The 18,179-nt window shown below is 59.1% G+C and carries 18 protein-coding genes and 1 pseudogene; 7 read left to right on the forward strand and 12 right to left on the reverse strand.

Features of this window, described 5'->3' with window-relative positions:
* Nucleotides 1-37 precede the first annotated feature (37 nt).
* From GM655_RS20055 to GM655_RS20075, 5 genes and pseudogenes are all read right to left on the reverse strand, one after another.
* Nucleotides 38-1,183, reverse strand: coding sequence for an ABC transporter permease (locus GM655_RS20055; RefSeq protein WP_155436449.1), 1,146 nt, complete (start codon nucleotides 1,181-1,183; stop codon nucleotides 38-40).
* Between the two features lie 68 nt (nucleotides 1,184-1,251).
* Nucleotides 1,252-1,926 (reverse strand): annotated as a pseudogene (locus tag GM655_RS20060) (ABC transporter ATP-binding protein); the annotation flags it as partial.
* Nucleotide 1,927: 1 nt separating this feature from the next.
* A complete protein-coding gene (locus tag GM655_RS20065) occupies nucleotides 1,928-2,923 on the reverse strand; it encodes an HlyD family secretion protein (RefSeq protein WP_196308812.1) in 996 nt (331 codons plus the stop codon).
* Nucleotides 2,924-2,931: 8 nt separating this feature from the next.
* Nucleotides 2,932-3,594 carry a TetR/AcrR family transcriptional regulator gene (locus GM655_RS20070; RefSeq protein WP_155436452.1) on the reverse strand — a complete coding sequence of 221 codons (663 nt, stop codon included), beginning with the start codon at nucleotides 3,592-3,594 and terminating at the stop codon, nucleotides 2,932-2,934.
* Nucleotides 3,595-3,651: 57 nt separating this feature from the next.
* Entirely contained in the window at nucleotides 3,652-4,581 is a 930-nt protein-coding gene (locus GM655_RS20075) for a LysR family transcriptional regulator (protein ID WP_155436453.1), read from the reverse strand.
* 96 nt (nucleotides 4,582-4,677) lie between these two features.
* Here GM655_RS20075 and GM655_RS20080 point away from each other — a divergent pair, with 96 nt between their 5' ends.
* Both GM655_RS20080 and GM655_RS20085 read left to right on the forward strand, forming a co-directional pair.
* Nucleotides 4,678-5,700 carry an NADP-dependent oxidoreductase gene (locus GM655_RS20080; RefSeq protein ID WP_155436454.1) on the forward strand — a complete coding sequence of 341 codons (1,023 nt, stop codon included), beginning with the start codon at nucleotides 4,678-4,680 and terminating at the stop codon, nucleotides 5,698-5,700.
* Nucleotides 5,700-6,335 carry a hypothetical protein gene (locus tag GM655_RS20085; RefSeq protein WP_155436455.1) on the forward strand — a complete coding sequence of 212 codons (636 nt, stop codon included), beginning with the start codon at nucleotides 5,700-5,702 and terminating at the stop codon, nucleotides 6,333-6,335. The genes GM655_RS20080 and GM655_RS20085 overlap by 1 nt, the downstream gene beginning before the upstream one ends.
* Here the strand turns inward: GM655_RS20085 and GM655_RS23080 are convergent.
* Nucleotides 6,332-6,946 carry a PEP-CTERM sorting domain-containing protein gene (locus tag GM655_RS23080; RefSeq protein ID WP_229632663.1) on the reverse strand — a complete coding sequence of 205 codons (615 nt, stop codon included), beginning with the start codon at nucleotides 6,944-6,946 and terminating at the stop codon, nucleotides 6,332-6,334. The genes GM655_RS20085 and GM655_RS23080 overlap by 4 nt on opposite strands.
* A 173-nt stretch (nucleotides 6,947-7,119) precedes the next feature.
* On the opposite strand from GM655_RS23080, the gene GM655_RS20095 reads away from it, so the two are divergent.
* Complete coding sequence (locus GM655_RS20095; RefSeq protein WP_155436456.1) at nucleotides 7,120-7,296, forward strand: hypothetical protein; 177 nt, start codon at nucleotides 7,120-7,122, stop codon at nucleotides 7,294-7,296.
* A 184-nt stretch (nucleotides 7,297-7,480) separates the two neighbouring features.
* Here GM655_RS20095 and GM655_RS20100 read toward each other — a convergent pair whose 3' ends face one another.
* The 6 genes from GM655_RS20100 to dnaA form a co-directional block, all read right to left on the reverse strand.
* Complete coding sequence (locus GM655_RS20100) at nucleotides 7,481-8,149, reverse strand: hypothetical protein (RefSeq protein WP_155436457.1); 669 nt, start codon at nucleotides 8,147-8,149, stop codon at nucleotides 7,481-7,483.
* Nucleotides 8,143-9,201, reverse strand: coding sequence for a DUF2515 family protein (locus GM655_RS20105; protein ID WP_155436458.1), 1,059 nt, complete (start codon nucleotides 9,199-9,201; stop codon nucleotides 8,143-8,145). Before GM655_RS20105 ends, GM655_RS20100 begins: the two co-directional genes overlap by 7 nt.
* Before the next feature lie 41 nt (nucleotides 9,202-9,242).
* On the reverse strand, nucleotides 9,243-9,785 hold the full coding sequence (locus tag GM655_RS20110) for a PAAR domain-containing protein (RefSeq protein ID WP_196308813.1): 543 nt from the start codon (nucleotides 9,783-9,785) through the stop codon (nucleotides 9,243-9,245).
* A 189-nt stretch (nucleotides 9,786-9,974) separates the two neighbouring features.
* Complete coding sequence (gyrB, locus tag GM655_RS20115) at nucleotides 9,975-12,479, reverse strand: DNA topoisomerase (ATP-hydrolyzing) subunit B (protein WP_155436460.1); 2,505 nt, start codon at nucleotides 12,477-12,479, stop codon at nucleotides 9,975-9,977.
* Between the two features lie 71 nt (nucleotides 12,480-12,550).
* Nucleotides 12,551-13,657, reverse strand: coding sequence for a DNA polymerase III subunit beta (gene dnaN / locus GM655_RS20120; RefSeq protein ID WP_155436461.1), 1,107 nt, complete (start codon nucleotides 13,655-13,657; stop codon nucleotides 12,551-12,553).
* 109 nt (nucleotides 13,658-13,766) lie between these two features.
* The gene (dnaA, locus tag GM655_RS20125) at nucleotides 13,767-15,164 is read right to left on the reverse strand and encodes a chromosomal replication initiator protein DnaA (protein WP_155436462.1); all 1,398 of its coding nucleotides are present in this window, start codon (nucleotides 15,162-15,164) and stop codon (nucleotides 13,767-13,769) included.
* A 400-nt stretch (nucleotides 15,165-15,564) separates the two neighbouring features.
* On the opposite strand from dnaA, the gene rpmH reads away from it, so the two are divergent.
* Genes rpmH through yidC form a run of 4 tightly spaced genes read left to right on the forward strand, consistent with a single transcriptional unit; the run spans nucleotide 15,565 to nucleotide 18,162 of the window.
* Nucleotides 15,565-15,699: a 50S ribosomal protein L34 gene (gene rpmH / locus GM655_RS20130; RefSeq protein WP_010401996.1), complete on the forward strand. Its 135-nt coding sequence runs from the start codon at nucleotides 15,565-15,567 to the stop codon at nucleotides 15,697-15,699.
* A 23-nt stretch (nucleotides 15,700-15,722) separates the two neighbouring features.
* A complete protein-coding gene (gene rnpA, locus GM655_RS20135; RefSeq protein ID WP_155436463.1) occupies nucleotides 15,723-16,181 on the forward strand; it encodes a ribonuclease P protein component in 459 nt (152 codons plus the stop codon).
* Entirely contained in the window at nucleotides 16,178-16,444 is a 267-nt protein-coding gene (gene yidD / locus GM655_RS20140; RefSeq protein WP_155436464.1) for a membrane protein insertion efficiency factor YidD, read from the forward strand. Before rnpA ends, yidD begins: the two co-directional genes overlap by 4 nt.
* 11 nt (nucleotides 16,445-16,455) lie before the next feature.
* Entirely contained in the window at nucleotides 16,456-18,162 is a 1,707-nt protein-coding gene (yidC, locus tag GM655_RS20145; protein WP_155436465.1) for a membrane protein insertase YidC, read from the forward strand.
* The last annotated feature ends 17 nt before the right edge of the window (nucleotides 18,163-18,179 follow it).

Consider the following 18,179-nt stretch of genomic DNA (forward strand, 5'->3'; position numbering starts at 1 on the left):
GGCTGCCCATTTGAAATGCGGGTTGCGTGTCCTTGGTCTAGTCCAGCGTGCGGCGATAGCGCAGCATGGCCACCGTGCTGGCGGCGATGAGGAACAGGCACATGGGCCAGAGCTCGGGCCAGAGCTGGCTGAAGGTATTCCCTTTGAGCAGGATGCCGCGCACGATGCGCAGGAAGTGCGTCAGTGGCAGCACTTCGCCGATATATTGCGCCCACACGGGCATGCCGCGGAAGGGGAACATAAAGCCCGATAGCAGCATCGACGGCAGGAAGAAGAAGAACGTCATCTGCATGGCCTGCAACTGATTTTTGGCGATGGTCGAGAAGGTGAAACCGACGCCCAGATTGGCCACGATGAACACGCCTATCATCGCCAGCAGCAAGGCCGGGCTGCCTTCCATCGGCACCGCGAACAGAATGAATGCGGCACCCAGTATCACGGCGAGCTGGACGTAGCCCATCACCACATACGGCAGTATCTTGCCCACCATGACTTCGCTCGGGCGTACCGGTGTGGCCAGCAGGTTTTCCATGGTTCCCCGTTCGCGCTCGCGCGTCATCGCGAGCGAAGTCAACATCACCATCGTCATGGTCAGTATGGTGCCGACCAGACCGGGCACGATGTTGTAGCGCGATAGCCCTTCCGGATTGTAGCGCCGGTGTATGCGGATTTCGAAGGCGGGCGCGGTGCTGTTCAGGCTGCGCAGCGGACCGATCAGATCATGGCTCAGCGCTTGCTGGCCCAGCGCTACCAGTGCGGCAACGGCGTTGCCGGACGCACTGGGATCCGTCGCATCGGCCGAGACCAGCAAGGCAGGCTTTTCGCCGCGTACCAGACGGCGCGTAAAGTCGCTGGGAATAATGATGACGAATTGAATCGCGCCTTGTTCTATCAGGGTTTCTGCCTCGCGCTCGCTGGTGAGTACGCGGTCGATGCGGAAGTATCCCGTGTTCTGGATGGCCGCCAGTACGCTGCGCCCCATGGGGCCGCTGTCGGTACTGACGATGGCCGTCGGCAGCCCTTTGGGATCAGTGTTGATGGCGTAGCCGAACAGCACCAGTTGGAGTATGGGCACGCCCACGGCCATGGCAAAGGTGAGACGGTCGCGCATCATCTGCTGGAACTCTTTGATGAACACCGCAATCATGCGGGCCCAGCTAAAGCGAGTGTGGCGGCGATTCATGCGAAGTTATCCTCTGCCTGACCCACCAGCTTGACGAAGGCATCTTCCAGATTGCGTGCACCAGCATCGGCGACGATGGCGGCCGCCGTGCCTTGTGCCAGTATTTTGCCGTAAGCGATATACACCAGACTGTCGCAGCGCTCCGCTTCATCCATGTAGTGGGTGGAGACCAGTACCGTAATGCCTTGCTGCGCCAGTTGATGGATCTGGTCCCAGAAATCGCGCCGGGCCTTGGGGTCGACGCCGGCCGTGGGTTCATCCAGCAGTAGCAGGCGTGGCCGGTGGATCAGGCAGGCGGCCAGTGCCAGCCGCTGTTTCCAGCCGCCCGAAAGCGAACCGGCTAGCTGCTCCTGACGGGCCGTCAGGCCAAGCCGTTGCAGTGCTTCGGCCACCGTCTGCTGGCGTTGCGGCAGCTCGAATAGACGCGCGACAAAATCGAGGTTTTCGCGGATCGAGAGATCGTCGTATAGGCCGAACTTCTGCGTCATATAACCCACTTCGCGCTTGATGGCGATGGCGTCGGCCATGATGTCGAGACCGAGGCAACTACCCTGTCCCGCATCCGGTGTGAGCAGGCCGCAGATCATGCGGATGGTGGTGGTCTTGCCGCTGCCGTTGGGGCCGAGAAAACCGACGATGCGCCCCGTTTCCACCTGCAGCGAAATAGCGTCGACCACATTGCGGCCGCCATAGCGTTTGGTCAGCCCATGCACATCGATGGCGAGGGAAGTGGCGGTCTGCATGCTAGTTGCCCTGAACGCTAGTCGTTGCAGCCAGACGTACATCCAGTGGCTGTCCTGGTTTAAGACGGGTTGCATCCTTGAGCTGCGGGCGCGCTTCCACCATGAAGACCAGTTTGCTGCGCTGGCCATTCGAATAAATCACTGGTGGCGTGAACTCGGGCTGGGTGGCGATACGGCTGATCTGGGCAGGAATGGCGGCGCCGCAGCCATCGCAGGAAATCGTGACAGCCTGACCAGCGTGCAAAGTGCCCACGTCCTGCTCGGGCACGAAGAAGCGCGCCTTGATATTGGCTGGAGGGAGCAGCGACAGCACAGGCTGCCCGGCCTGTACGTACTCACCCACGCGGTAGTACACCTCGGCCACCAGTGCTGCCTGCATGGCGCTTTGCTGTTTCTGGCGTGTGCGCCACTGGCTTTGCTTGAGAACTTCCTGTGCCGCCTGTGCTGCTGCACGTTGCGCGGTTCGCTCATCCTGCCGGCCGGGCAACTGGGCCACCTGCACGGCGGCGGCAAGTTCCGCCACGCGGGCACGGCTTTGGGACAGCGTGGTGGCAGCGTCTTCGGCGCGCGCTTTCGAAACAAAGCCTTGCGCGGCCAGTTGCTGCTGGCGCTGCAGATCATGGCTGGCCAGCGCTTCGGCAGCGCGTGCCTGTGCCAACTGGGCCCGTGTGACGGCCAGTTCATCGCGCCGTTTGCCCGTATTGAGATTGCTGGCCTGAGCCCGTGCGCTATTCAGGCGCGCGGCCGCTTCCTGTTGTGCGATCTGTTCGCTTTCGGCATCGATGCTGAATAGCGGACTATCCTTGGCCACGTTCTGCCCCGCCAGCACGGCCACGGCCTCCACCCGTCCGGCCAGCGGGGAGGACACATACACATACTCGCCCTCGGCATAGCCCGACCAGTAGGCCGGGGTTTGCTGCGTGCAGCCCGTGAGCAGGCCAGCGAGCAGCAGGCTAGCCAGCGTGGAGGGCAGGAAGGTGGCAGGCAGTGTTTTCATGGGCTGTCTCATGGTGTGGGGCGGTGGCTGGCAGCGAGCGGTGTTGCGGGTAATGCCAGGGCAGCGAGGGCGCGGTTCACGCGGTCGGCAATCGCCGCATCGCTGAACACATCGGCATCGACGCTGGCGGCCAGCTGGGCGGGCAGGAGCTGGAACTGCATGGCGGCAGGCAGCAAGATCATGGGCGTGAGGACGGAGCCCATCAGAAAACCGAAGCGCTGCATAGGTGCAGCGGGTGGCAGTTCACCGGCCTCGGTGGCTTCTTCCAGCAGGGCCATCAACAAGCCCACGTGGCGTGGTGCATTGTGTTGCAGGAATAGGCGCGCCACTTCTTCGCCCAGCCCCGCATCGGCCCAGACCCGGCTGATCCAGTTGCCGTGCTGGCGTATCAGCCGGCCCAGCAGGCAGAGTGCGGCGCGCAGCCGTTCCAGCGCAGAACCCTGCTGGGCGGCCTGCACTGCCAGCTGCTCAAACACTTCGTCATACAGACCTTGCAGCAGCACGCTGACGTAGTTGTTCTTGCTCTGGAAGTGGTAGTGAAACATGCCGACATTGGCGCCCGCATGTTCACAGATCTGGCGCACGGACAGGCCTGCAAAGCCGTGTTGCGGGTAAAGCTCACGCCCGCTGGCGAGCAGAGTCTGGTCGATATTTTGCGAGGGACGGGCCATGAAACTAGTTATTGGTCATGTGACTAATAACTAGTCTCCGCCGAATGACGGGCCCTGTCAAGCAGTGCTCGGGCCCTCGGTATCAGTTTGGGCGATGAGATGACTGAGCCACGCTGGCGCGGTTGTGCGATTCCACACCAGCCAGACCGATTCATTGCAGACGAAGGGGCAATCGAGCGTGCGTATGCGCACCAGACCCGGTTCGGTGAGCGCTGCTTCGGGCAGGTAGGCCAGCGCTTCGCCACGCCGCACAAAGCCCAGCAGCAACTGCAGATCGTCGGCCAGATACGCGATCTGGCGCGGTAGCACATCATCGCGCCAGCCATCGGAACGCTGGCCCCGTTCCTGTCCACAGAACAGCGAACGGGTGGGGCAGGCAAACGCATGCGCCAGCACCTGCGCTACCGGTAGTTGTATCGTTCCGTCGGCATCAGGCGGGTGCTGCGCCAGCAGAGGATGGCTGGCGCTGGCCACCAGTTGCAGGGTGGTGCTGCCCAGTGCCTGGCTGTCCCAGTCGGCCGACCAGTTGGCGCCGGCACCGTCGATTACGGCACCCGTTACGATGGCCACATGCAGATCGCCGCGTGCCAGCGCGCGCAAGGCTGCTTCCTCGTACAGGGCTTGCAGGCGTACCGTCCCTTTGCAACTGGCGCGCAACTGCTTCGCAAGGCGGGGACCTTCGCGCCACAGCAGGATGGCCGGCCCGCCGATGTTTAGTTCTACACTGGCGCTGGCACCCTGTAAGTCCGCTGCGGTCTGCGCGGCCAGCGCGACCAGATGCTGGCCACGCTCGCGTAATAGCTTGCCCGCCGAATTGAGTACCAACTGGCGCGTGCTGCGGTCAAACAGTTCGCTCGACAGGCTTTGTTCCAGACGGCGCAGAGCCTTGGACACGGCGGACGGGGTCAGGTGCAGCTGTTCCGCTGCGGCCAGCAGGGAACTGTGGCGCGCCACGGCCAGAAAAACGCGCAGGTCAGACAGGTTCATTTTCCAATTGGGACATTAAAGTTGAAAATCATTTGCTTTACGTTCATGTATCGCGCTCGCTAATATGCCTACTTTTTGATCAACAGGCAAGCACGCATGACTATTCTGAATCGCCAGTGGATCTACCAGCAGGCGCCGGTGGATCTGGTCGGCCCCGAACACTACCGCTATCACGAACAGCCACTCGATACCGCGCTGGGGCGCGACGAATTGCTGATCGCAGCGCGCTACATCAGCGTCGATCCTTACATGCGTATCGGTCAGTCGGGCAAGCCTACCTATGATCCGCAGCCCCATCCGGTTGGCATCGTGCAGCAGGCCGGCGTGGTGGCACAGGTGCTGGCCTCGAACGCGGCGGGTTTCCAGCCCGGTGACTGGGTGCGTAGCTACAGCGGCTGGCAGACTCATGCCGTGCTGCATGCTTCCGCCGTGAACCGGATCGATCCGCAACTGGCGCCCGTCAGCACGGCGCTTGGTGTGCTCGGCATGCCGGGACGCACGGCGTGGTTCGGTCTGACCGAGGCAGGCAAGCCGCGTGCCGGTGAAGTGGTGGTGGTGTCCGGCGCGGCCGGTGCCGTGGGGTCGCTGGTGGTGCAGTTCGCCAAGAAGCATGGCGCGCGCGTGCTGGCGATCGCCGGTGGCACGGAGAAATGCCGCTGGCTGCAGGAACAACTGGGCGCAGACTGGGTGCTCGACTACCGCGCCTATCACGACCACGCCACGCTGGCGGCGCAGATCCGTCGGCTAACGGGCGGCGTCGATGTGTACTTCGACAATGTGGGCGGCATGGTCACCGATGCCGTGGTATCTGAAATCAAGCGGCGCGCGCGCATCGTGATCTGCGGGCAGATCAGCCAGTACAACGGCAATCTCGACGCGCCCACGCTGGGGCCGCGCTTCCTGCACCACGTGTTGTACCAGCGCGCCACCATACAGGGCATCCTCGCGCGCGATTATCTACACCGCATGGATGAAATGCTGGCCATCGTGGGGCCATGGGTACAGCGCGGCGAGATCGTGTTCGAGCAGCATGTGCTGCACGGTTTCGAGCAATTGCCACAGGCGCTCAACGCCCTGTTCACGGGTGAGCATCGCGGCAAGCTGCTGGTGGAGGTCTGATGCGCACGCGCTGCTTCGCCATGCTGGCGCTGCTATGGCCTATGCTGGGCTGGGCGGCGGATGCCAGCTACGGTCTGCATGGCATGGCACTGTTCGGGGACAAGGATGGGCTGTACGCATCGCATCTGCCGATGTTTCATGCGCCGCACGATACGCAGGTGGTGTTGCGCGTGCATTTTGCGAATGCCGAACTCGATGTAGCCGTGCGTCTGGAAGTTCAGGCGGGAACAGGCTTGTGGACGCTGGAACCGGAGCAGTTCGAACTGTCGCGGCTGGGCCCGGATGCAGCGATGCCCCTGCGGCAGTTCACGGCGCATGCCTATCAGGGCCACTTCGAGCAGGATGGAAAATTGCGCTATCCCGATGCAGCGTTAATCGTGGATGAAGTGCTGCTGTTCAGCCCCCTGCAGCATCAGCTGCAGGTTCGGCAGCAAGCGCGCTATATTCCTGTAGGCAGCTTTCTGATCAAGCTGATCGATAGCCGGCCAGACTTTGACCACATCGTTCGCCTGCGCCAGCCTGTCGCGCAGGCGGTGCAGCTTGAAAAGAACGGTGTGGAAGCGAATACAGCAGCGCTGGCGCGGCTTGTTCCTATAATCGGAACGGTCTACTACTGCAGTGCCGATCTGCGTTAAGCGCGCAGACTTGCCTTGTGGCGGCGCGCAAAGCCGATCAGGCCCAGACCAGCAAGCAGCATGGCGTAGGTTTCCGGCTCTGGTACTGGCAGTGGCGCGGTGAACTCCAGTTTGATATTTTCGACCACTTGCTGCGCACCATAGTTCTTGCTGACCACATGCAAGCGTACAGCATCGATATTGCTCCAATTGAAGTGCACGAGAACCGGGGTGGTTGCCGAGGTATTGACCGACAGGGTGTTTTTGAGCTGGCCGTTGTCGTAGCCGTAGAACTCTACTGTGCTGTCACGCCATGCAGCGGTAAGCAGCAGATTGTATAGCGTGAAATTCTTGTCGCTTCCGCTGGAGAAACTAGCATCGTCACCTTTTGAATTAAAGGCAGCATACTTGCCGGAAGCCGTGCCCCACTCATAGCCGGTGTTGGGAATCGAGTTACCTTCGATGACGCCAAAATTGGACCAGTTCAAGCCAGCATAGCGGGTATCGATGATGTGTCCATTTTCTACTGTGGGGCCGTAGTCATCGAAATCGATCGTGATTTTGCCGGCATGCGCGTTGAGGGATAAGGCTAGCAGGCCGAGCGAGAGCGAGGTCTTGAGGAAGGATGGCATGGTTTCTCCGTGTATCCGCAAAGATGCAGATGTATGATTGGATAATTGTGTTGACACAATATCATCTTAAAAATCATCGCTCCATAGTCTAAATGGACTGAATTGCAACTTTTTGATTAGGAGTAAGGGGCCGGGAAGCAATGCGATCAGGGTGAAAAATAGCTAGGGAGCGTATGGTCGTTTGTAAGCTGAACGTGCCGCTGAAAGCCTGCTTGCGGGCCAAGGACGGCGTCACCAAGGTCCAACTGTATGAGCAACAGCCGCTGCTGATGGTCTCCGAACACGCGCTGGCTCCTGCGCTGCGGCAAGGCATCGTCCAGCATCGCTTAGGTCTGTGCGGCACTGATTAGCCCAGCATTAGTGCCATCGCGATGCGGGTGATTTTTTTTTCGGCTCACCATGCGATATTTCCCTCTTCAGTGGCGGTAATGTTAGCGAGGAAAGATCGATGCTCGCCGTACTTCCGCCATTCCTGTAGACATTGCTGACATCGCTTCGGACTTCGCCACCTTTGATAGACATTTCAGGTTCAAGTCAGTCTGCATCGGCGGGGGCTATCTGCTTGGGGCGCTCATAGGGGGCATCGTCAGCATGGCCGAGGCCTATATCGATTAGATAGCGTTCTGGACCAGGCACATTGGCGCAGCCGGCGTGACAATGCAGCCTGAAAATCATCGTGTACTTGCCGGGAACTATCAATTCCTGTCCTCTTATCGAGCCTCGCGTGCGTAATGCTTCATGCAGATGTTGTCGCCCTGCGGGCGTCAGGTCGAACCAGCTACTGTCGCTGTCCTTCCACGGTTGCCAGCCTCCTGCCTGAAATTGCTGCTGCAATTGGGCCAGTAGCTCGATGGCTTCGTCGAACGGCAAAGGTTTCAGCATGGGTGAAGTAGAGATGCTAGTGACTTTGCCATGCATATAGGTAACTGCCGCGAACGTGGTTGGCGGCAGGGTAAAGCCGTGTCGGGGATCGCTGAAGCGGATAATGACGGATGGTTCGCTAACGTAAGTCCATTGCATATCCGTGGCGGCCCCACCGGAGCGCGCCTTGATCGGAAAGGTCGAGTCCTGTGCGACCTGATCGAATGTCTTGCCGACATGCGCCGAGATGATGGTCGCTTCCGGCTCGTAAAAATAGGCCCATGCGCCGTAGCCCAGTATTAGTGTCATCGCGCCGTGGATGATTTTTTTTCGGCTCACCATGTGACATTTCCTTTTGCAATGGCGGTAATGTCGGATACGATGGCTTGGCGCTCGCTGCTTTGGAGGAGCTGGTCAAACCGGTCGGCAGCTTGGCGAACAAATGTCATCCTTTGTTCCTGATCGTACAGTTTAGCGTTTCTTTTTTTCGAGAACGCTACTGTTAAAGGTCCGACATTATCACGGTGACAGCGGGCTGACAGAGTCAGCTCTATGGCTTCCGCTACACCGGAAGGAAAGCCTGTGGCCCAGGCGAACTGATTGGCATCCAAGGCTCGACGCATAGCGAAGTCGTTATAGATTACAGCTTGCAGAATGTTGACTTGTTCATGTTGCGCAAATTGAAGCACGCTGTCAGCAATCCGATTGTGCTCAACGGCCTCAAAGCCATTTTTGATTTCACTAAACGGTTTGCCGAACCTCAGTACTTCTTTATCCACGGGCCAGATTACTTGTGTGGCGATGTCTCGCCTAGCTTCCAGGCATGTCGCCAGATGCTGATACCCGCGCAACATGAAAAACCGGTGCAGCGGATAAATATCGAGGAACAAGGCCAAATTACCCAGCGCCAGTTGGCGGAACATATAGCCCGCGCCCGCGCTAGTTCCCGCTGGCATAGCACTGGCGTAAGCTAGTTCAGTATTACTGGCGTAGGCATGGCTGGTCGCCATTTGTTTGATCTCCTGCTGCGCATCGGTCACTTTCTGTGCCGAATGCAGCAGGCCACATCCCACCTGCTTGGACGCGAACGCGGCTAATCCAGCCCATTGAAAACGATGGTCGGCGAGCCAAAGCTGGGCATAGGCGCGATTGATGCGCCGATTACGCGCAATGGGGTCGGTGAGCAGTTTTCCACCGGGTGCGATCCATTCCTCGGCTTCCTTCTGGCAGCGTAGCCACACGCTAGCGCAACTGAGGATGGGTACATCGACGGTACGGAGATGCTTGCCATCGACTTCTCGTGAAGTCACTTTGCACTCTGCAATAGGTGTGACATTGCGGTGCAATGGCACAGCGTCTTGTTGATGCTCTGAAAGCGCAGCTTCTTGTGCCATGGCCTATGCTCGGTAATGATCATCAGATTGGTTGTGGCGCATCAGGTCAGTTCGACCACATGCCATGCGATCAACTGGGCACGGTCGGCGGCCGATATCGGGGTGGTACAGCTGTTCGCGTCGCTGATGCCTTCAATAGTCTTGCAGGTGAATACGAGGCGGTATGGTTGTAGTGCAAGCGGCGCGCCATCATGCTCACCCAAAAATCTGATAGCTAGCGCGTCATTCTCTTCGCTACTGGTCTGATGGGCTTGCGGCTGTGTGGGGCCGAAGTTGGTTGGTGTAGCCTCGTGACAGTCATGAAGTGTTTGGTAGCGCACCTTCTGAGCTGCCGACAGTCGGGGTAGTGGCCTGCAGCCGCAGGTGCACAGGTCGCCGCTCAGCCCGATCTGGACTCCGCGCCAGTTTTCGGCGATACGGGCACCGATACACAAAATTTTGCCGTTGGATTTACATGCTGGGCAGTAAATGGCATCGCCTTCCAGAGCAATGGCGGCACCGTTAATGCTGCCACGGCCAGACGCGGTGATCACTTTGCCGCCAGCGGTGGTGGTCGCGCCTAAGGTCAAGGTATAGCGCTTCATCTGGATGGTTTCCTGCTCTGATGAGAAGAGGCAGTGTTCCATCGCGGTGGCAGAAGGTCTTGCGATTCAACAATTTGTCTTCAATAGAACGAGAATGCTGGGTGGGAAGAGGAACATCTGGTCCAGAAACAGCGACGCCACCCGTAGGTGGCGTCGTTGAAATCTCAAGCAGCTTAGTTGCGCGGCTGCTTACACGTCGATATTGCCGGCGCGCAGAGCGTTGTTTTCGATGAAGGCACGGCGTGGTTCCACATCGTCGCCCATCAGCGTGGTGAAGATCTGGTCGGCAGCAATCGCGTCTTCGATCTGTACCTTGAGCAGACGGCGTACTTGCGGGTCCATGGTGGTTTCCCACAGCTGGTCCGGATTCATCTCGCCCAGACCTTTGTAGCGCTGTTTCGATACCACGCGCTCGGCTTCGTCACGCAGCCATTCCATGGCGTGGTGGAAGTCGGTCACACTGGATTCCTTGGTGCGCTCGCCTTCGCCGCGACGCACGTAGGCGCCTTCGCCGATCAGACCCGTGAAGGTGGCCGAAGCGGCCGCCAGTACGGCGTAATCAGCGCCGCGTACGAAGTCAGGATCAATCGCGCTGACTTTGACGTTACCGTGGTGCATACGCTCGATCCACAGCAGGTGTTTGCCGGTCAGCTCGTCCGAACGTACCGAAACTTTGACGTTTTTGTCGTTGATGTTGGCGTTCAGCGCGCTGGCCGAAGCTTCTGCCAGTTCGGCCGTATCCAGATTCAGCGTCACGCCCGTCATGATGGCGGTCAGCGCCGCGCGGTCGATCACGCGGGTCAAGCGAGTCATGATGACGTTGGCCAGATTGAACTGGCGTACCAGTTCGGCCAGCGCTTCGCCGACGATAGGATCGGCGCCTTCGCGCGGGGTCAGGGCGGCCGTGTTCAGCGCCACATTCATCATGTAGGTGGCTTCTTCGGCATCGTCCTTCAAGTAGCGTTCGTCGCGACCGGCTTTGACTTTGTACAGCGGCGGCTGGGCGATGTAGACGTGGCCACGCTCGACCAGTTCCGGCATCTGGCGATAGAACAGGGTCAGCAGCAGAGTACGGATGTGGGCGCCGTCGACGTCCGCATCGGTCATGATGATGATGCGGTGGTAGCGCAGCTTTTCAACGTTGAATTCGTCCGGGCCGATCGAGGTGCCCAGCGTGGCGATCAGGGTGGTGATCTGTTCCGACGACAGCATCTTCTCGAAGCGCGCCTTCTCCACGTTCAGCACCTTACCGCGCAGCGGCAGAATCGCTTGGAACTTACGGTCGCGGCCCTGTTTGGCCGAGCCGCCTGCGGAGTCACCCTCGACGATGTACAGTTCGCACAGGGCCGGATCTTTTTCTTGGCAGTCGGCCAGCTTGGCCGACAGGCCCAGACCATCCATCACACCTTTACGGCGGGTCAGGTCGCGTGCCTTGCGGGCTGCTTCACGGGCGCGCGCAGCTTCGACGATTTTGCCGCAGATGATTTTGGCGTCGTTCGGTTTTTCCTGCAGGTAGTCGGCCAGCGTTTTTGCCACGATCTCTTCGACCGGGCCACGCACTTCCGACGACACCAGCTTGTCCTTGGTCTGCGAGGAGAATTTCGGCTCCGGCACTTTTACGGACAGCACGCAGGTCAGGCCTTCGCGCATGTCGTCGCCGGAAATTTCGACCTTGGCTTTCTTGGCCAGTTCCTGCTCTTCGATGTATTTGTTGATCACGCGGGTCATGGCCGCGCGCAGACCGGTCAGGTGGGTACCACCGTCACGCTGCGGAATGTTATTGGTGAAGCACAGTACTTGTTCATTGTAGGCATCGTTCCACTGCATCGACACGTCCACCGAGATATTCGTGCCCTGATCGGACAGACGCTCGCCGGTAGCCTGGAACACGGTCGGGTGCAGCACCGTCTTGGCTTTGTTGATGTATTCGACGAAGCCGCGCGTGCCGCCTTCGAAAGCAAATACTTCTTCCTTGCCCGTGCGCTGGTCGGTCAGCTTGATGTTGACGCCATTGTTCAGGAAGGACAGTTCGCGGATACGCTTGGCCAGAATTTCGTAGTGGAATTCGACCACGCCGAAGATGGTTTCGTCAGCCCAGAAGTGCACGTCAGTACCGCGCTTGTCGGTTTCGCCGATCACCTTGATAGGCGAAACAGCCACGCCATCCTGCATGCTCATTTCTCGGTTCACGGGCACGCCACGGGCGAACTCCATGAAGTGCACTTTGCCGTCGCGGCGGATGGTCAGCTTCAGGGTTTTCGACAGTGCGTTCACGCACGATACACCCACGCCGTGCAGACCGCCCGAGACTTTATAGGCGTTCTGGTCGAACTTGCCGCCAGCGTGCAGCTCGGTCATCACGATCTCGGCGGCGGAGCGCTTAGGATCGTGCTTGTCGTCCATCTTCAGGCCGGTCGGTACACCGCGGCCGTTGTCGCTGATCGAGATCGAGTTGTCCGCATGGATGGTGACGACGATTTCCGAGCAGTGGCCGGCCAGCGCTTCGTCAATCGAGTTATCCAGCACTTCGAACACCAGATGGTGCAAACCGGTGCCGTCCGAGGTGTCACCGATGTACATGCCGGGACGTTTGCGCACCGCTTCCAGACCTTCGAGGATCTGGATAGAGGCGGCGCCGTATTCTTCGGTCTTGGCCGGAGCGCTTGCTGCTTGTTCTGCTGGAATGGCGGACATGTGCTGCTTTCTTTTATATCTGGACAGTAAAAAACGCGGTACGACGAACTATGCTAATCACTCAGGCTGGATCAGATCCGCATCGGCATGACGACATATTTAAAGTCGGCATTGTCGGGGATGGAAATCAGCGCGGACGAATTGGAGTCGCCCAGTGCCACATTGACCTGATCGCATTTCAGATTGTTCAGCACGTCGAGCAGGTAGCTGACGTTGAAACCGATATCGACGCTGTCGCCGCCGTAGTCGATTTCCAGTTCTTCCACAGCCTCTTCCTGATCGGCATTGGTCGAGCTGATTTTCATGCTGCCCGGGGTGATGATGCAGCGCACGCCTTTGAATTTATCGCTGGTCATGATGGCGGCACGTTGCAGCGAGCGCAGTAGCTCATCGCGGCCGATGGTGAATTCGTTCTGGTAGCCCTTAGGAATCACGCGGGTGTAGTCAGGGAACTTGCCTTCCACCAGTTTCGAAATCAGTTCGATGTCGGCGAAGCGCAGCTTGACCTGATTGGCGGCGATATCCAGTTGGACGGTCTCGTCGTTTTCTTCCAGCAGGCGCTGCAGTTCGATGATGGTCTTGCGCGGGATGATGACTTCCTGACGGGCAAAGGTCTGCTCCGTTTCCACCTGGCAGAAAGCCAGACGGTGGCCGTCGGTCGCCACGGCGATCACGTTGTTACCATCGAGCACCAGCAGCAGGCCGTTCAGGTAGTAACGGATGTCCTGCTGGGCCATGGAGAAGTGCACCATGTTGAACAGGTGCTTCAGGGTTTTCTGCGGCAGGGTCACGCTGGCGCTGTAGCTGTCGGCTTGCTGCACGGTGGGGAATTCTTCCGCGGCCAGCGTCTGCAGGGCGAAGCGCGATTTGCCCGACTGTACGGTCAGACGCTTGTTCAGCAGCGTCATGGTGACGTCGCCCGATTCCGGCAGCGCGCGCAGAATGTCGAGCAGCTTGCGCGCGGCCACGGTGGTGCCCGTCACTTCCGCGCCGGAACCGATGTCGGCGTGGGTGGTGATCTGTACTTCGGTGTCAGTGGACAGGAAGGAGACGCTCTCGCCCTCTTTGCTGATGAGGATATTGGCCAGAATCGGCATAGTGTGCCGACGCTCGACAATACCGCTCACGATCTGCAGTGGCCGGAGAAGAGTATCTCGGGTGGTTTTGACCAATTGCATAGCTTATCCTCAGGTTTAAAGATTGAATCGTAAATTTTTAACAACTTTGCCTTGTGGGCAGATTGCCTAAATCATAAAGGCAAAGCACGGCTCTTGCCACCCTCCGGCATCAGCCTTTGAGGGTTTGCTCGAGCACGTGCAGTTCGTGGTTGCATTCCGGATTTTTGGTGCGGTCCAGCGCGATCTTGCGCACGGCGTGCAGCACGGTGGTGTGGTCACGGCCACCGAACAGTTCACCGATCTCCGGCAGACTCTTCTGCGTCAGCTCCTTGGCCAGATACATGGCGATCTGGCGCGGACGGGCGATATTCGCGGGCCGGCGCTTGGAATACATGTCGGCCACTTTGATGTTGAAGAAGTCGGCCACGGTTTTCTGGATGTTTTCCACCGAAATCTGGCGGTTCTGCACCGACAGCAGATCTTTCAGCGCTTCCTTGACGATGTCGATGGTGATGTCTTTACCGTGGAAGCGCGAGTAGGCCAGAATCTTGCGCAGCGCGCCTTCCAGTTCACGCACGTTGGAGCGCAGGTGCTTGGCCACGAAGAAGGCCACGTCGTCCGAGAAGGTCACGCCTTCCTGCTTGGCTTTCTTGAGCAGAATCGCCACGCGCATTTCCAGTTCCGGCGGTTCGATCGCCACCGTCAGGCCCGAGTCGAAACGCGAGATCAGGCGGTCATCCATGCCCGTGATTTCCTTCGGATAGGTATCCGAAGTGATGATGATCTGCTTCTTGGCCGCGATCAGCGCTTCAAACGCATAGAAGAATTCTTCCTGCGTACGGCTCTTGCCGCCGAAGAATTGAATATCGTCGATCAGCAGCATGTCCAGCGAGTGGTAGTAATGCTTGAAGTCGTCGAAACCTTTGCGCTGGTAAGCCGTTACCACGTCGCGCACATACTGCTCGGCGTGGATGTAGCGGATCTTGGCACCGGGCTGGTCGGCCATCACCTGATTGCCGATTGCGTGGATCAAGTGGGTCTTACCGAGGCCCACGCCGCCGTAGAAGAACAGCGGGTTGTAGGACACGCCCGGATTATTCGCCACCTGAATCGCGGCCGCGCGGGCCAGCTGGTTGGCCTTACCGGTCACGAAGCTGTCGAAAGTGAGGTCGGTATTGATGCGGCTCTGCTCGCGGCGCGGTGCGGCCGAAGCGGGCAGCTCCGGTACCGACGGCACGGGGTCGGCCATGCGCGCGTTCCCGCTAGGCGCACCGCCATTGATATCAGGAACCGGTGCAACGGTGCTGGCCTTTTTCGGCGCGGACAGGCGCGGATCGAGCACGAACTGCACTTCCGTCGGGGCGTCCCAGTACTGGCAGGCCAGCGCCGTGATACGGCTGGCAAACTGGGTTTTCACCCAGTCCAGTTTGAAGCGGTTAGGGGCGGCCATGCGCAGCTTGCCCGCCTCGTAATCGAGGGGGATGAGCGGCTTAATCCACGCGCTGAATTGTTGCGGCGTCAGCTCCAGCTCCAGCTGGGCGGAGCACGTCTGCCAGAAATTTTCCATGAATCTTATATCTATTCTTACACTGCGCTTGACGGCTGCAGTACTACTGATCAGGGTGGGATCGAACCCGGGGTTCGTCACACGTAACGCGCTATTCTACTCTCGCCGGGCGAAGTTATCCACAGGCGCGACGCTTATTTTTCGCATCGCCGGCGGGTCTTCGGCGTCATCAGTTGTTGACAAGGGGGGGCAAAATGCTGATAATTCAGGGTTCCCCGCCCGTATTCCGTGTTTATTCACTATGACGTCAATATGGAGTAAGCGTGGATTTAGCGGGCGATGAGATGGACCCAGCTTGTGCCGGTATCGGTGGCATAGGTGCGCGAAGTGTCATTGGCACCAAAAACTGACGGGGCCACAACCCGATTTTGCATTTTTTTCTGCTTTAAGCGAGACCAACATGAAACGTACTTACCAACCTTCCGTCGTGCGCCGCAAGCGTACCCACGGCTTCCGCGCTCGTATGGCTACCCGTGGTGGCCGTGATGTGCTCAACGCACGTCGCGCAAAAGGCCGCAAGCGTCTGGCTGTATAAGCCACCGCTTGTTAGCTGATCGCATGGACAGCTGTTTGCAAAACGGCTCGACAGGCGAAGGTTCACACGACTTCGCGCGCGTTCGGCGCATCGTTAAAACGGATGAATTTTCATCCGTTTTTCGTTTGCGCCCTACGCAAAAAAGCGCCCACTTTGTGCTCTACACCCATCCGAGTGCGCTGCCTCATGCGCGCCTAGGCGTGGTCGTGGCCAAACGGTTTGCGCCGCGCGCAGTAACGCGTAACACCATCAAACGGGTCACGCGCGAACTGTTCCGTCAGACTGGCCTGCCGGCGATTGATTGTCTGGTGCGTTTATCCAGACCGGTCAACAGCAAGGACGGTCCTGCCACCTCGGCGACGTTAAAAGCGGCGCTGCGGGTGGAATTGTCACGTCTGTTCGCTCAGGCCAGAACGGCAGCGGCGCGTGCGCCCAAGCCTGCCTTGTCTTCGGCGCCACCGCCTCCATCTGCCGCATCATGAAAAAACTGCTACGTTTCCTGGTGCGCGGCTACCAGCTGGCGATCAGCCCGCTGCTGCCGCCTTCGTGCCGCTTCTATCCGAGCTGCTCGAACTACGCACTGGAAGCGCTGCAAGTGCATGGTGCTGCGCGGGGTAGCTGGCTAGCGGCCAAGCGCATCTGCCGTTGCCATCCGTGGAATCCCGGTGGCCACGATCCGGTGCCGCCGGCCGATAGTAAAAAATCGAATTCTTCAACGACCGCTTGCGGTTGCAACCACTCCTGATAAATACCGTAATGGATATCAATAAACGTACCATCCTGTGGATCGTGTTTGCCGTGTCGATGATTGTTCTGTGGAACAATTGGCAAGTATCGAACGGCCATCCATCGATGTTTGCACCGCCGCCGCCGCAAACGGCCAAGGCGCCGGAAGCGAAGAAAGCCGAATTGCCGGCCGCGGCGGCAGCCACCGTGCCTGCTGCGAGCGCTGCCGGTGCAACTGCGGGCGCCCCTGCGGCCGCTGAACCGTTCAAGAGCGAACGCGTCACCATTACTACCGACCTGTTCCGCGTTGACGTGGATACGCTGGGCGGTACTATCCGCCGTCTGGAACTGCTGAAGTTCAAGGACGGTATCGATGAAACCAAAAATCAGGTGCTGTTCGATGTGGACGGCGCTACCGGCAAGACCTATCTGGCTGAAACCGGCCTGATCGGCGCGCCCGGCCTGCCGACTCACCAGACCGGCTTCGTGGCCAAGCCTGGTCCGCGCATGCTGAACGACGCTAACCAGATCCAACTGGTGCTGGAAGCGGAAGCGGGCGGCGTCAAGCTGACCAAGACCTTCACCTTCAAGCGCGGCGATTACGTGATCGATGTACGTCACGACATCACCAACGTGGGCACGGCGCCGATCAAGCCTGAACTGTATCTGCAACTGGTACACGACGGTAACAAACCGGCTGGCGACTCGTATTTCAACAGCAGCTACACCGGTCCTACCCTGTACACGGAAGCGGACAAATACCACAAGCTGCAGTTCGAAAAACTGGAAAAAGCTGCGGCTGAAGCGGCCAAGACGGGCAAGGACGTGGTGCAGGACCACCCGACCAAGGCGGACAATGGCTGGTTTGCGATTTCCCAGCACTTCTTCGTCTCGGCCTTCGTACCGCAGGACAAGCTGGCCCGTACCATCTTCACCCGCAAAGTGACGACCAACCAGTACGCTATCGGCGTGACCCAACCGCTGGGTACGCTGGCACCGGGCGCCACCATCAGCAACGACGCGCGTCTGTATTCGGGCCCGCAAGTTGAAAAACTGCTGGAACAAGTCACCCCGGGTCTGGAACTGGTGAAAGACTATGGCTGGCTGACCATCATCGCCAAGCCTATCTTCTGGGTCATGGACCAACTGCACAAAGCACTGGGCAACTGGGGCTGGACCATTATCGCCTTCACCATCCTGATCAAGCTGGCCTTCTTCCCGCTGTCGGCTGCCGGCTACCGCAGCATGGCCAAGATGAAAGTGCTGACGCCTAAGATGCAGGCCATCCGCGAGCGCCACAAAGGCGATCCGGCCAAGATGAATCAGGCCACCATGGAACTGTACAAGGCCGAGAAGATCAACCCGCTGGGCGGCTGTCTGCCTATCCTCGTGCAGATGCCGGTGTTCATCGCGCTGTACTGGGTGCTGCAGGCGTCGGTGGAAATCCGTGGCGCCGCATGGCTGGGCTGGATCACCAATCTGGCTGCACCGGATCCGTTCTATGTGCTGCCAGTGCTGTACGCGATCACCATGTACATCACCACCAAGCTGAACCCAGCGCCGGCTGATCCGATGCAGGCCAAGATGATGCTGTTCATGCCGCTGGCATTCTCGGTGATGTTCTTCTTCTTCCCGTCCGGTCTGGTACTGTACTGGGTCGTCAACAACATCCTGTCGATCGCTCAGCAGTACGTGATCACGAAGAAATTCGCTGCACCGGAAGCTGCTAACAGCTAAACCGCACCGAAGTTTGT

It is taken from the genome of Pseudoduganella danionis (assembly GCF_009720775.1).
Lineage (GTDB): Bacteria > Pseudomonadota > Gammaproteobacteria > Burkholderiales > Burkholderiaceae_D > Rugamonas > Rugamonas danionis.

Excerpts from the sequence above, each read along its gene's own strand:
- GM655_RS20055 (WP_155436449.1), bottom strand. The coding sequence starts at position 1,183 with ATGAATCGCCGCCACACTCGCTTTAGCTGGGCCCGCATGATTGCGGTG.
- GM655_RS20065 (WP_196308812.1), bottom strand. The coding sequence starts at position 2,923 with ATGAAAACACTGCCTGCCACCTTCCTGCCCTCCACGCTGGCTAGCCTG.
- GM655_RS20070 (WP_155436452.1), bottom strand. The coding sequence starts at position 3,594 with ATGGCCCGTCCCTCGCAAAATATCGACCAGACTCTGCTCGCCAGCGGG.
- GM655_RS20075 (WP_155436453.1), bottom strand. The coding sequence starts at position 4,581 with ATGAACCTGTCTGACCTGCGCGTTTTTCTGGCCGTGGCGCGCCACAGT.
- GM655_RS20080 (WP_155436454.1), top strand. The coding sequence starts at position 4,678 with ATGACTATTCTGAATCGCCAGTGGATCTACCAGCAGGCGCCGGTGGAT.
- GM655_RS20085 (WP_155436455.1), top strand. The coding sequence starts at position 5,700 with ATGCGCACGCGCTGCTTCGCCATGCTGGCGCTGCTATGGCCTATGCTG.
- GM655_RS23080 (WP_229632663.1), bottom strand. The coding sequence starts at position 6,946 with ATGCCATCCTTCCTCAAGACCTCGCTCTCGCTCGGCCTGCTAGCCTTA.
- GM655_RS20095 (WP_155436456.1), top strand. The coding sequence starts at position 7,120 with ATGGTCGTTTGTAAGCTGAACGTGCCGCTGAAAGCCTGCTTGCGGGCC.
- GM655_RS20100 (WP_155436457.1), bottom strand. The coding sequence starts at position 8,149 with ATGGTGAGCCGAAAAAAAATCATCCACGGCGCGATGACACTAATACTG.
- GM655_RS20105 (WP_155436458.1), bottom strand. The coding sequence starts at position 9,201 with ATGGCACAAGAAGCTGCGCTTTCAGAGCATCAACAAGACGCTGTGCCA.
- GM655_RS20110 (WP_196308813.1), bottom strand. The coding sequence starts at position 9,785 with ATGAAGCGCTATACCTTGACCTTAGGCGCGACCACCACCGCTGGCGGC.
- gyrB (WP_155436460.1), bottom strand. The coding sequence starts at position 12,479 with ATGTCCGCCATTCCAGCAGAACAAGCAGCAAGCGCTCCGGCCAAGACC.
- dnaN (WP_155436461.1), bottom strand. The coding sequence starts at position 13,657 with ATGCAATTGGTCAAAACCACCCGAGATACTCTTCTCCGGCCACTGCAG.
- dnaA (WP_155436462.1), bottom strand. The coding sequence starts at position 15,164 with ATGGAAAATTTCTGGCAGACGTGCTCCGCCCAGCTGGAGCTGGAGCTG.
- rpmH (WP_010401996.1), top strand. The coding sequence starts at position 15,565 with ATGAAACGTACTTACCAACCTTCCGTCGTGCGCCGCAAGCGTACCCAC.
- rnpA (WP_155436463.1), top strand. The coding sequence starts at position 15,723 with ATGGACAGCTGTTTGCAAAACGGCTCGACAGGCGAAGGTTCACACGAC.
- yidD (WP_155436464.1), top strand. The coding sequence starts at position 16,178 with ATGAAAAAACTGCTACGTTTCCTGGTGCGCGGCTACCAGCTGGCGATC.
- yidC (WP_155436465.1), top strand. The coding sequence starts at position 16,456 with ATGGATATCAATAAACGTACCATCCTGTGGATCGTGTTTGCCGTGTCG.